Source organism: uncultured Mailhella sp., assembly GCF_905187505.1.
In the GTDB taxonomy this organism is placed as follows: domain Bacteria; phylum Desulfobacterota; class Desulfovibrionia; order Desulfovibrionales; family Desulfovibrionaceae; genus Mailhella.
Genome location: NZ_CAJJIC010000064.1, coordinates 1 through 12,113 on the forward strand (window position 1 = coordinate 1; position 12,113 = coordinate 12,113).

The window sequence follows — 12,113 nt, forward strand, 5'->3', positions numbered from 1 at the left end:
ACTCCCGCCGTTAAGCGCCATGCCCGTCGTGCAAGTCCCGCAGTCCGTACAGCGTCTCCGGCCGGTACGTTCTTTCGCGTTACTCCGGCGTCTGCCCCCCTCACCCCTGTGCTTTTTCTCCTTTCGCCTCCCCCCTCTGCCCGTCTCTCAACGCTCGGGGGCCCCGGGCGACGTCAGGAGCCCGGTCGACGGGCATAAGCAGGCGGGATTCACTCCCGCCGTTAAGCGCCATGCCCGTCGTGCAAGTCCCGCAGTCCGTACAGCGTGTCCGGCCGGTACGTTCTTTCGCGTTACTCCGGCGTCTGCATTTGACATTTATGTCAGTCTTTACTAGCGTGCTTGCAGGCCCGGAACCGTCCGGCCTTTCCTTTTGTCCTTTTTCTCCCCCAAGGAGTTCCCGCATGTCTCAGCGTCCCACCATTCAGAAGCCTACGCCTCTTTCCCAGCCCGCATTCCGCAAAGGCGCCGATCCCGTCATGGGCGGCGTGAACATCCCCAATTTCAGCGCCGAAATGCAGGCCGAAGTCAGCCCCGAAGCCGCGCCCCTGTGGAACTTCGTGCTGAATCACGCCCGCAAGATCGCCGCCGGCATCGTGCTCGTGGTCATCGTCATTCTTTCCGTGGCCGGCTGGCAGTGGTACCGCGAGGAACAGACCTCCGACGACCGCATGGCTCTCGGCCGCATCATCTCCATTCAGGATCCGGCGCGCCGCGTGTCCGCCCTGGAAGGATTCCTCAAGGACGCCCCCTCCGCCGTGCACATCGCCGCCAATCTGGAGCTCGCCTCCGCCGCCATGGCCACCGGCAACTGGGACAAGGCGGCCGACGCCTACGCCGCCGTGGCCGCACAGGACGGCGACACGCCGCTGGCCTTTGCCGCCCGTCTCAATCACGCGCAGGTGCTCATGCACAAAGGCGACTTCGCCGCCGCCCGCGACGAATTCAAGACGCTTGCCGCCTCCGCTCCCGCCGACGTGGCTCCCGTCCTCCATCAGCAGACGGCCGAAGCCGCCGTGGCCGCCGGCGACAAGGCCGGTGCCATAGCCGCCTATGAAGCCGCCGTGGCCGCCCTTCCGCCCACCGACCAGGAATCCGCCGCGTTTTTCCGTTCCCGCATCGCATCTCTCAAGAAATAACGCCGTTCCGACCGTCGGAGTGCTTTCATGCTGCATCATTCCAATAACGCCTCAAATCAGGACGTCAGCCCGTGGCTTGAGACCCTGCGTCTCATCGCCAGCGAAATGGGCCCCAAACGCCCCTTTCAGACTAGCCTGACCTCCCTGCTGCGCAAGCTTTCCGAACGTCACGGCTTTCTGCGTCCGCATCTTGTTCTGTTCGATCCGGAAACCGGCATGCTGCGTCTCAGTCTGGCCGACGCCCAGCCCAAGGCCAACCATGCCAACTACGCGCCCGGCGTGGGCGTGACGGGACAGGTGTTCGCCACCGGCCGTTCCGTCATCGTGGAAAAGCTCAAGGGCGATTCCCTGTTCCTCAGCCTGCTCTTTGAGCGCTCCGACGAGGAAATGGAACGTCTGTCTTTCATTTCCGTGCCCATTCTCGCCCCGGCCGGAGACGGTCCGCTTTCCGCACGCGAAGTCATAGGCACCCTCAACGCCGACACCGAATTCGTTTCCCGCGAGGACCTTGAAAAACGCCGCGTCTTCATGGAAGTGGTGGCCGCCCTCATCGCCAACGAAGCCGCCTATCTTCAGGAGGAACTCAGCCGTCAGCGCCGCCTGCCCGGACAGATCTCCCGAGAAGCCGCCGCCCTTGAGGATGTGAAATCCTCCTCCGCGTTCATCGCGCAGTCGAAGGTGATGCGCAACATCCTTGAACAGGCCGCCCACATCGCCCAGGGCCGTGCCCCCGTGCTTCTGTGCGGCGAGCCCGGCGTGGGCAAGGAACGACTGGCCACGCGCATTCACGCCTTCAGCCCCAGAAGCGACATTCCGCTCGTGGTGTGCCACTGCGCCGCCCTTCCCCCGGAACGCCTGCAGATAGAACTGTGCGGCTATCAGAAAGGCGCGTTCCTCGGAGCCATGCAGACGCAGAAAGGCCTTTTTGAACAGGCCAACACTGGCACCATCTTTCTCGACGCCGTGGAAGCCCTCACCCCCGCAGCGCAGGAAAGCCTGCTGCTCCTGCTCAAGGAACACACCGTGCTGCGCCAGGGCGGAGACTCTCCCGTGCCCGTCGACGTGCGCGTCATCGCCGCCACCAGCGCCCAGCTCGACGCCCTTGTGGAACAGGGCCGCTTCTCCAGCGAACTCTATGCCCGCCTCAACGTGTGCTCCCTGCACATTCCTCCCCTGCGCGAACGTCGTGAAGACATCGTGCCGCTGGTAGAACATCTGCTTCTGCGCCACGCCGACTATCACACCGAAAAAATCAAGCGCATCTCCTATCCCGCGCTGGAACTGCTCACCCGCTACTTCTGGCCCGGCAACATATCGGAGCTCACAAGCTGCCTCAAGCGCGCCGCCCAGTACTGCGAAGACGGCGTGATCCGTGCAGGCGACCTGCCTCCGTCGCTCCAGACCGCCGAAAGCACCGCCACCGAAGCCGGTCTCTCCCTCGGCGACGCCGTGACCCGCTTTGAGAAGGAACTTCTCGTCGACGCGCTCATCAAGGCCGGAGGCAACATGCTGAAAGCCGCGCGCGATCTCAAGTCCAGCTACCGCATCGTGAACTACAAGGTGAAAAAGTACGGCATAGACCCCCACCAGTTCGTCTATCGCAACAAGAACATGTAGAAAGACGGCGTTTCAGGCCCGTCCCTCTTCCCCCAAAACGCATGATCCCGCGCTCCGCCCCGAAAGGCGAAACGCGGGATTTTTTTCAATGAACGGCGGGATTTTTTCGATGGACGGATGAATGGCGGCGCAGCCGAAACAGCCCCCTGAAACGAAAAGACGGGGCACGCGCCCCGGATGCGCGCAAAAAGACACGCCCCCCTGATGCGCGGAGTCCGGGGACACGGGTTCTGCGTCTCTCCGCGCTCTCGAAGACCGGGACGCCTCCACGAAGCCCGCGTTTTCAAAGGGGGGCTCGCGCAGACTGGGAACAGTGTCTTCCTGAGCCATGCCGACGCTCTCGTCATCGGGGACCGCGCGCAGGCAGAAAATGCTGCCGAACCGCGGCAGTTTTCCGCCCCGGACTCTGCATCGCTCGAAAGAGCGGCACTGCTCGCAGAAAAAACGTCTGCGCGGGAAAACGCTTCCGTCAGAACGCGTCGGAATGACGTGGACAGAAAAAATGCAGGCGGACGGCAGAAGGAACGCACGGGGAGCCGCTGAAGGACCACCGAACCGGCCCGCGCAGATCCCGCAAAGGGAACGCCGCCGAACCGTCGGCCCGACGGCGGACCGGCTCCGACGGCAATCGACGTTCGGCCCGGCTTTCGGAAGACAGACGGGGGGAAGACTGTCGGGGAATGCCGTCGGGGGAATGCCGCCTCTGATTGTCGACGCAGTACCCGCATGACGCATGGATGCCGTACGGCAGGTCATGGGCTTCTACGCGGCGCTCTGCCTCTCGACCGGAGAAACGCGGACACACGGCACTCCGGCGCCGGACGGCGGAGCCGTAAAACCGGCTTTACTGGAGCAGGGAAAGCACTTCCATGCGCCGCACGGCAGGCGAGCCCGTGCGTCGGCGGGGCGAACGGCGCACCGCAAGAGGCGTGTTTTCCAGCGCTTCGGCCTGTTCGGCCAGGGCCTCGAGATTGCTGCAGGCAAGGGCAACCAGAGCAGGGCTGAAGGTCTCGACGTTCAGAGAACCCAGAAAGGAACGCACGCTGCGGATATCGTCACTCATGGCCATAGGGAAGCTCCTTGAAAAGTCTCATTGATTTTTTGTGCCGAGCACGACTCTCTTTTGCCAGTTTTATTGATTTTGTCAACTAAAAATTTATATTTTAAACTTTTTTAAATTTTTCAATTTTCAATTGACTTTTTATGTCGTTCCCTTTAAAAAATGATTCATGAACAGCGCAACACCTGAAACACTCGATCGCCTCCTTCAGGGGGCCGGACTTCGGCGCGACAGCCAGCTTGCCGAGCTTCTCGGCGTGTCTCCGCAGGCCGTCAGTCAGGCCCGCCGCAAGGGGCGCATCCCCGACGGCTGGGTTCTGAAAGTGGCCGAAAAGTTCGGCCTGTCCACGGACTGGATATTCTTCGGCCGTGAGCCCCGTCAGGCGGGTGCGGGCGCTGCGGCCGACGTCGTGCGGGAGGCTCCGGCCGGAAAGGAAGACGCGCTCATGAAGGAGCGCCGAGCAAAGGGCGAGAGCTTTTTCGGCGAAGTGGGAGAAGGACAGGACGCCATAGGTCTGGTCATGGTGCCGCTTGTGGCGGCGCGCCTTGCCGCGGGCAAGGGCAGTCTGGAAACCGAAGGCGACGTGCTCTCCTATTTTTCCTTCCGTCAGGACTGGCTGTGCCGCAAGGGCAATCCCGACAAGATGGTGCTCATGAAGGTGTGCGGCGACAGCATGGAGCCGGACATTCGTCACGGCGACATGGTGCTTGTGGATCAGAGCAAGCGGGAAATCTACGGACACGCCATCTACGCCATGGGCATCAATGAGGAAATCTACGTCAAGCAGGTGGAGACCCTGCCCGGCGGCAGACTCGTGCTCCGAAGCCGCAACCCGGAATATTCGCCCATCAGCGTGGATCTGCACGGCGACCTTGCCGACAGCGTGCGCGTCATAGGCCGCGTCATCTGGTGCTGCCGGGAAATCTAGGGAAAAACAACGAGGAGAAACGGGGAGAACTACGGCGGAGAGAGGGCGAGCGTTCAAAAGGCACGCAAGGCCCGCGCCCGATCTTGGAAAGGGCCTGACGGCTTCGACCTCATGATCCTCACCGTCTCTTCTTCCGGCCTCCGGCGCGACGTCCCTTTCACGTTTTCATCGTGACGCTCCGAAGCTCATCCCTGCTTTTCCCGACTTCGCGGAAGCTCTCGCATCCGCTGCGGGAAAAACGAGGCCAGTCCCGGAAGCGCCTGTGCTGCTGCAACGCCCCCCGCTCCTTTCAATTTTTTCTTTGCAACATACTGTAAAATTAAAATAGCTACCATAAAAAGACTGCCGGACCATGGCAAATGCTGGGAAAGCACTTTTCCCACACTGTCAAGCATGGTTGGATTGCTGCTCTTCAAAAAGCAGCATCGTGCCTCATCCTGCAAAAGCCAAGGACCTTAATCGGACAGAATTCTTCTCTTTCTGCCTGCTCCCCCCAAAAAGACTTCTGTCCCGTGCGTCTTTTTCTCAAATGGCTCATCAACATCCCTTTTCGACTGACTCACTGGTCGGCGGCAGAGATCAGACACCGGACAGAAATCCTTTTTCTTCCGGGCAGTGCCAGGCCCTTCGATCGTTTCTGCATTTTCTTTTCACTCTGCAAGCCACGGCATGGCCTCTCCATCGCCACAACAACACAGACTGTCGCTTTTCAAATCAAACGTGGCGACAAGAAGACGCATCTGCTCCCCCATGAACTGAAACGGCTTTTGGGGGTGAGGAAAAGTTTCATGCTCCGGATATACCAGGATCACGTCGCCCGTGCCGTGCCCCCACTGCCTGCCGTAGGCATAAAGCTGATACACGTCGCCGCTGTCCACGTCGGAACTTTTTTCTATTCTTTTCCACTTAGTATCCAAAATCCATGCACGTCCGTTGAAGTCCACGACCATATCGGGCCTGAGCTTGAAGCAGGCCTTTCCGTCACGCCGGCAGAGCCACCCTTCGGTCTGCGCCTTCAACCGGGCTCCCGGCACGAGCTTTTCCCGCAAGACCTGAGCGACATAACGTTCAAAAAGAACATCCATGGAAAAAAGCATACTCATGCCCGCCTGTCTGCCGGCAACGGCATGAGGCATCTTCTTTCCCAGCACGAGCTCACACCATGGACGAACGGCGGCATAGGAAGCCATCAGTCTGTCGCGGCTCCACTGGAAAAAATCCCCCGGAACATCCTGACTGAAAGGCACAGGCTGCATGATCTGACACAAAGAAGCGGCAAGTCGCCAGTTCTCCGCCAGACGAACACATGATCGCACCCGTTCCAGCGCACTGCGCAGAAGACGATTTTCCGGCCTGTCCTCCAGAAAGACATCATGCCGAACCTGAAAAACATGCCGTCTGTGCGGAGGCTGCTGCATCTGTCTGTGCACGTTCAACTGACCTCGCAGGAAGGAAGACTCTTCCTCCAGCCTTTTGTAGTCACAGCGAAGGCCCCTTTTCACCAGCTCATGCATGTGCAGAAGAAACTGTCGAGCCACCCACTCGGTCAGCGGTCTGTCGAACAGCGTTATGTCCGCCGTGCTGAAGCTGCGACAGTCCGCATCAATCAGCTTCGTCAGCATCCGTATGAGCTGACGGCGACTTTCCGGAGCTTTGTCGGCGGAATGCTGCGTCTTCGGAAGCATCTCCAGCTGAATACCGCAGGGAGTCGTCAGAACACCGACAAGACTCTTCAACTGAAGCTCGGTCCGGCTGCGAAGCTCACCAAGCATGGCATCCTTCTCGCAAAGCTCCGCCAGCCAGTCAAAGGCCGATACCGGTATCTGCACCCTATCAAGCGAGGGTGACTCCACTAAATCTGTCGTCAAGCGGGCATATTCACGAACGGTATACTGATTCATGCCTGAGGCCTGTGCGCTTTCAACCACCGGATAAGCTGCGCTCCCATGAGCTGCGTGTTGCCTGTAAGCGTTATGCCGAGTTCCGCGGCTATCTGCCGCAGCACCTTGCGCACCTTTCCATTTTCAACATCCGGTCCGTTCCTTCTCCGTATGCGGATGGGAAAATTGTTGTTGTTCCTGTATCGCTCAATAATGAAGTCATGATATTCCGCAAAATCGTCGTGCTCCATGCCTGCCTTGTCTTCAGGCGACAGGTTCTCATCCGTCTCTTCAGGAACTTCAGATTCCTCCGAGAGTTCCATGTCCGGCATGTCCTCCGGGACAATGGCAGCATCGGAAATCTGAACGTAGGCGGCCAGTTTTAGAAATGACGATTCATTCCATTCCCATATTTCACAAGGTCTGCCGAGAGAAACCGACTCTCCGAACAGCGACACGTCAGACTGGGTGACAGTCAGAAACCTGTTCTCTGCCTTTTTCCTGTGGTCATTGAGAACCCACTGAATTTTCTGCCAATCTTCAAAAAAATACTCTTCAAGCAAGGGAACTATCTGCCGTCGGAATATCTCTGCAAGAGCACACATGAAACGGCCCCTTTCACTTTCACCGTTCAGGGAAAATCCGCTCAGAAGACGCATGAACGGCGCATGACCCAGGCGATGATCCCGATCCAGCAACACGGAAATGCGCTGATTCATGTCGCTGAGTATCTTGCCGAGGGAAATGCCAGAAGCTTCATCCAGAACCAGACTTTCCAAGAGCTGCGGCCGGGGCGGCACCTCTTCAAAGGAAAAACGTCTGCGAAGAGCAATGTCGAGCCCCGTCAGAGAACGATCCGCCGTGTTCATGGTACCGATGACATACACGTTCTCCGGCACGGTGAACTTATCCCGAGAATAGGGAAGCCGCACCCAGAGCGTTTCTCTCTTCGTGCTGCTTCCCGGCAGGGCTTCCCGTCTTGCATCTTCTATAAGTGTGATGAGTTCTCCAAAGATGCGAGCAATGTTGCCACGGTTTATCTCATCAATGATCAAAACATAGGGCAGCGCTTCATCTCCCCTGGATGCGCTTCCCTGAAGCAATCCTTCCAGTCTTTTCATGTCTAGAACTTCACTACCAAGTTCATACAGCGTGATCTGACTGAAATTTTTATTCATGAGGTCCTCTGCAGGACGAGAGGGAGAAAGCGTGCAGAGCCACCTGACCTTTCGGCACTGCCCATAGGAATCTTCCTCTCTCTGCATGACCCGGTACTCGCCCGTGATTTCACCGACAGCCCTGAATTTACGGTTGCCGTCGGAAACGATCACAATGTCGCCGACCTTCATTCTGCGGCAAAACTTGTTTACCACGCTGACGGCATAATCGTTGTTCCCTATCTGATCGGGAAGATCGCTTTTAAACTTCTCATGGATGTCACGCTCCGTCAGGCAGGACGAAAAATCCACGCAGCCTCCATATCCCAGCAGGACATAATTATTCTTCAGGCACTCGTCATAGATGTACGCATCCTCGCCCTGCGTGTTTCCCAGAGACATTTTCCATATTCGTCGCCCGCTCAGCTCAATCTTGTCCGTTTCGATGCGATGGATTCGGCTGCGCGCGGCATTGCACAATTCCTTAAATATGCCGTCTTCCACGGCATAGCCGACACTGCCGTTTTCCCCCGCAAATGCGCGTATGCCTTCTACGAAATCTTCATAGCTGAAGCTCTGATGAAAGGTCACAAACCGTATGTGTCCTCCGGCTGCCAGCCGGTCAAAGCATTGCTTTTTTTCCTCTCTGTTCCGACCGATCTCCTTCAGTCCGGCGGAAGCGAATATCTCCAGCGCCCTGTCTACCGTGGCATACGTCTTGCCCGTCCCGGGAGGACCGTACAGAATCTGATTCAACGGAATGCTTCTCTTCAGAACAGGCATCGCCGTTTCCGTTTCCGTCTCCCGACTCCATATCTGCTCACTGTAGACAAACAGGTTCCTTTCTCCGCGCCGATCCATGAGTCGGCGATACAGCTCCGCAGTGCTCAGACTCGCCCCCTCGGCATCGCCAAGGGCTGTTGTCAGCCTCTCGCGCCTGTATACGCAAACAATCTGCGGATTCTGTCGGTCCTGATAAAGAAAGGCAATCTTCCATGCGACCATGGGCCAGAGCGCATCGGCCGTTACGGCCTCCAGATTTCGGGACTGCACGGCATCAATGATGCTCAAAACGTTTTTTTTGACAGCGGCAAAGGCTTCTTCAGGGGAGTCTCCCAGACACGCTCGCCAGGCATATTTTTCCCCGTAAGTGAACCCGCGGGACTTTTTTTCCGAAAACTCGGTGTTTCCCCGCTGATATATGCCGAACTTGAAGGCATTTCCGCCCCAGATGGACCCCAGCTTGTCCGTCATGCTTTCCAGACAGCGCACAAAACAGCTCTGCTCGCTCAATGTGTGGTACTGCGGCAACGTCATGCCGCGAACTTTCTCCACAGGCCAGAGTTCAAGAAACTTCGTCCAGATGGAATCACACTGACTGATGTCGATCATAACTTCCTACCTTAAAAGAACGCCGGACAATCACGTCCCACAGACTCGCCGTCTGAAGACATCGGAAAACATACCATACAGAGTATAGAAAGCCCCGCGTCTTTACAACCGGCCAAGGTCGTTTGAAAAGCATCCTCGAGACTTCTGAGCATCGGCGATTTTCCCCGCACACGTCCGCCATCCCCTGCACACGGCAGACATGCGGCGCGTTCCGCTCCCTGCGCACCGGGGATATCGACAAGAAGAACCGCGCCCCGCCCTTGCCCTTCCGTCGGACATTTTCGGGCCGGAACTGCGGCAGGAGCAGGCGCCCTCCGCGTCCGCCTTTTTCCGGCGCCATCGTCGGCGAGTTCCGGCATGAGGTCCGCGGCGCATGGACGGAAAACGGGCAAAAAAAAAGCCCCGCACGGGGCAGGGCGACATTTCGGAAACACTAGGCCAGCATGGCCGAACGTTCGATGAGGGAAACCGTGTGCTCAATCTGGCCGCCGAGGGAGGAATGACGGCTCATTTCGCGCTCGACCGCGGTAATGCCCTTGATGACCGTGGAATGCTTGCGGTTGAAGCGCTCACCGATCTGCTCGAGCGTGAGGTCGGTATGCTTGCGCAGAAGGAAGAAGGCCGTGTTGCGGGCCAGCACGAGATTCTGACGGCGGGACTTGGAGCAGAGCTGCGCGGGCGTAAGGTCGAAGCTGCGGCAGATGAGCTCCACAACGTCCTCAAGGCTGAGGCTGGGACTCGTGCGCGCCACGTTGCGTATGACGTCCATGGCCATCTCTTCCGTGACCGTGTGCCCCGTGAACTGCGACTGCAGCATGAGATTGTGCAGACAGCTTTCCAGAAGGCGGACGTCGCCGGTGATGCGGTCGGCCAGAAGATCGGCCACGCGGGAAGGCAGCACCATGCACTGCCGACGGGCCTTTTCCTGAAGAATGTGCAGACGCGTGTCGCGGTTCGGACGCTCCATGCTCGCCACAAAACCGGAACAGAAGCGGGACACGAGCTGCGAATCCACGCCCGCAAGATCGCGCGGCGCAAAGGAACTCGTGAGCACCACGCGGCCGCCGTGATCCTGAAGATTCTTGATGGTGGAAAGCAGCTCTTCCTGCGTGCGGTCCTTGCCGCGCAGAAAATGCACGTCCTCAAGAAGCAGCATGTCCAGCTGACGGAAACGTTCCTTGAACTGGTCGATGGTCTTGTACTTCATGGCCTGCACGAACTGCGAGGTGAACTCCTCGGCCGTGAGGTACTCCATGCGCACCTGTCTTTTGTCCGCCTCAAGGCTGAGCGCGCGGCCCACGGCCTGCGTGAGATGCGTCTTGCCGAGTCCCGCACCGGCGCAGAGAAACACCATGTCCACGGGAGCGTTGGCCGCAAGAATGTTGCTCGCGGCGGCATAGGCAATCTGATTGCAGGGCCCGACCACGAAATCCTCAAAGGAGTGCTTCCACCCCTTCATCATGGCGGGATTGAAGGTGCGCACGCGGGGCAGCGGCATGGGAAGGTCGAGCTGCTTGTCGGCCATGAGCACGGTGGGCGCCGTGGACGGGATGGAGGCGGCAAGCTGTTCGAGACTCGCCGGACGGGGCAGCTCCGTCTTCTTGCGGGACGAGGAAGCCTTCACCGTCACCTTGACGCGGCTGCCGAGCAGGGAAGACGCCACTTCCGCTATGGCCTGGGAGAACTGGTCGCGCACCTGAGCCGCCATAAAATCGTTCATGGCAGTCAGGCGAACTTCCCATTCGCAGACGCCGACCGGTTCAATAAGAAGCCCCTGGCCGCCGGAGCGGTCAGCGTGCGACAGTTTGACCACGTCTCCCTTGAGCGGTTCAAGAAAAACCTTGAACTTACCCTCGGGAAGTCTGCTGCGAAGTTCGTTGAGTATAGAAGACCAGATTTCTTTCATAACAGAACAGGTTTACAGAAGGGCAAAGGAAAATACCATCGGCACGAATCAAAAATCGGCACTACGCCGCAAGCGCCGTATCCACAATGTGTCGAATGAATAACTCCTTATCATGTTTGAAAAAATTTTCAACTGTCCCATTATTTCCATTTTTTCATTAATGTATTGATAACACTTGAAAATCCACGGAAAACAAAAATATTCGATCCGCACAATTTATTTTTTCTCCACAATTGCTTCTTCGTTTTTCTCAATTTTTCTCAAATTTTCTTCATTTTTCGCTTTTTTACCCATTTTTGCGCCGGATGTGTGAAATCTCCGCTTCCCCGTTTTTCTCCCTCGCTTTCCTCCTTGGAAAAACTCCGCTGAGCCCTCCTCTGTGCGCTCCGTCAGAACATCCAGCTCAACCGCCTTTTTTTGCTCATGTTTCCTCTCTCCCGTCGTTTTGTCGACATTTCTCCACGAACGCTTTGCCGTCTCATGGGGAAAAGACGTCTTTCTCTTGCGCCGGAAACCGCGCTTTCCAGAGCAAAAGAACGGCGGAAAAATCCGGGATAATCCGGGTCAGGGCAAATCAAGAAAAGGACGATTTCGGGACGCCGGCAGCCGCCATTTTCCTGTTCCGCCCTGCATTTTCCGCCGCCCACGGAGCACGTCCGTCCGTCAGTCCCGCACACGCCGTACGGACGCGGGGCTTGCACGGTGGTCATTTCGCTTAACGGCGGAAGTAAATTCCGCCTGCTCATGACCACCGGCCGGGTGACATTTTCCCTCTCCCGAGTGACTCCGACTCCCGTCTGCTTTGGACACACTGTACGGACTGCGGAACTTGTACGGTGGCCATTTCATTTAACGGCGGAAGTAAATTCCGCCTATTCATGACCACCGGCCGGGCCGCTCGAAAGCGGCCCGGGGCCCAGAGCGTTGAGAGAAGGTTATCCGCTGCAAACAAAAGCCCGCCAAGGCTTCGAGAGACGGCAGGTCATGCCAACGAAGGCTTTCCAGAGCTTCGAGTCAGCGCGCTCCCCTAAAAATCT

9 protein-coding genes are annotated in these 12,113 nt (G+C 57.9%); 4 read left to right on the top strand and 5 right to left on the bottom strand.

The window, feature by feature from the left end:
- Positions 1 to 401: 401 nt before the first annotated feature.
- Entirely contained in the window at positions 402 to 1,136 is a 735-nt protein-coding gene (locus QZZ60_RS07125; RefSeq protein ID WP_295639847.1) for a tetratricopeptide repeat protein, read from the top strand.
- Between the two features lie 27 nt (positions 1,137 to 1,163).
- Positions 1,164 to 2,753, top strand: coding sequence for a sigma-54-dependent Fis family transcriptional regulator (locus QZZ60_RS07130; protein ID WP_295639850.1), 1,590 nt, complete (start codon positions 1,164 to 1,166; stop codon positions 2,751 to 2,753).
- A gap of 844 nt (positions 2,754 to 3,597) precedes the next feature.
- Here QZZ60_RS07130 and QZZ60_RS07135 read toward each other — a convergent pair.
- On the bottom strand, positions 3,598 to 3,822 hold the full coding sequence (locus QZZ60_RS07135; protein WP_295639852.1) for a hypothetical protein: 225 nt from the start codon (positions 3,820 to 3,822) through the stop codon (positions 3,598 to 3,600).
- Positions 3,823 to 3,982: 160 nt separating this feature from the next.
- Between QZZ60_RS07135 and QZZ60_RS07140 the strand changes: the two genes are divergently transcribed.
- On the top strand, positions 3,983 to 4,741 hold the full coding sequence (locus QZZ60_RS07140) for a S24 family peptidase (RefSeq protein ID WP_295639854.1): 759 nt from the start codon (positions 3,983 to 3,985) through the stop codon (positions 4,739 to 4,741).
- A gap of 185 nt (positions 4,742 to 4,926) precedes the next feature.
- Here QZZ60_RS07140 and QZZ60_RS07145 read toward each other — a convergent pair whose 3' ends face one another.
- From QZZ60_RS07145 to QZZ60_RS07155, 3 genes are all read right to left on the bottom strand, one after another.
- Positions 4,927 to 5,136, bottom strand: a complete 210-nt coding sequence (locus QZZ60_RS07145; protein ID WP_295639856.1) for a hypothetical protein — start codon at positions 5,134 to 5,136, stop codon at positions 4,927 to 4,929.
- A gap of 255 nt (positions 5,137 to 5,391) precedes the next feature.
- Positions 5,392 to 6,642, bottom strand: coding sequence for an McrC family protein (locus QZZ60_RS07150; RefSeq protein ID WP_295639859.1), 1,251 nt, complete (start codon positions 6,640 to 6,642; stop codon positions 5,392 to 5,394).
- Positions 6,639 to 8,282, bottom strand: a complete 1,644-nt coding sequence (locus QZZ60_RS07155; protein ID WP_295639861.1) for an AAA family ATPase — start codon at positions 8,280 to 8,282, stop codon at positions 6,639 to 6,641. The genes QZZ60_RS07150 and QZZ60_RS07155 overlap by 4 nt, the downstream gene beginning before the upstream one ends.
- A gap of 75 nt (positions 8,283 to 8,357) precedes the next feature.
- Here QZZ60_RS07155 and QZZ60_RS07160 point away from each other — a divergent pair, with 75 nt between their 5' ends.
- On the top strand, positions 8,358 to 9,185 hold the full coding sequence (locus QZZ60_RS07160; protein ID WP_295639864.1) for a hypothetical protein: 828 nt from the start codon (positions 8,358 to 8,360) through the stop codon (positions 9,183 to 9,185).
- Positions 9,186 to 9,603: 418 nt separating this feature from the next.
- On the opposite strand, the gene QZZ60_RS07165 is transcribed toward QZZ60_RS07160, so the two are convergent.
- Positions 9,604 to 11,076, bottom strand: a complete 1,473-nt coding sequence (locus QZZ60_RS07165) for a DnaA/Hda family protein (RefSeq protein ID WP_295639867.1) — start codon at positions 11,074 to 11,076, stop codon at positions 9,604 to 9,606.
- Between the last annotated feature and the right edge of the window lie 1,037 nt (positions 11,077 to 12,113).

Coding starts and splice junctions, on each gene's coding strand:
- QZZ60_RS07125 (WP_295639847.1), top strand. CDS start 402: ATGTCTCAGCGTCCCACCATTCAGAAGCCTACGCCTCTTTCCCAGCCC.
- QZZ60_RS07130 (WP_295639850.1), top strand. CDS start 1,164: ATGCTGCATCATTCCAATAACGCCTCAAATCAGGACGTCAGCCCGTGG.
- QZZ60_RS07135 (WP_295639852.1), bottom strand. CDS start 3,822: ATGGCCATGAGTGACGATATCCGCAGCGTGCGTTCCTTTCTGGGTTCT.
- QZZ60_RS07140 (WP_295639854.1), top strand. CDS start 3,983: ATGAACAGCGCAACACCTGAAACACTCGATCGCCTCCTTCAGGGGGCC.
- QZZ60_RS07145 (WP_295639856.1), bottom strand. CDS start 5,136: ATGCTTGACAGTGTGGGAAAAGTGCTTTCCCAGCATTTGCCATGGTCC.
- QZZ60_RS07150 (WP_295639859.1), bottom strand. CDS start 6,642: ATGAATCAGTATACCGTTCGTGAATATGCCCGCTTGACGACAGATTTA.
- QZZ60_RS07160 (WP_295639864.1), top strand. CDS start 8,358: ATGAAAGGTCACAAACCGTATGTGTCCTCCGGCTGCCAGCCGGTCAAA.
- QZZ60_RS07165 (WP_295639867.1), bottom strand. CDS start 11,076: ATGAAAGAAATCTGGTCTTCTATACTCAACGAACTTCGCAGCAGACTT.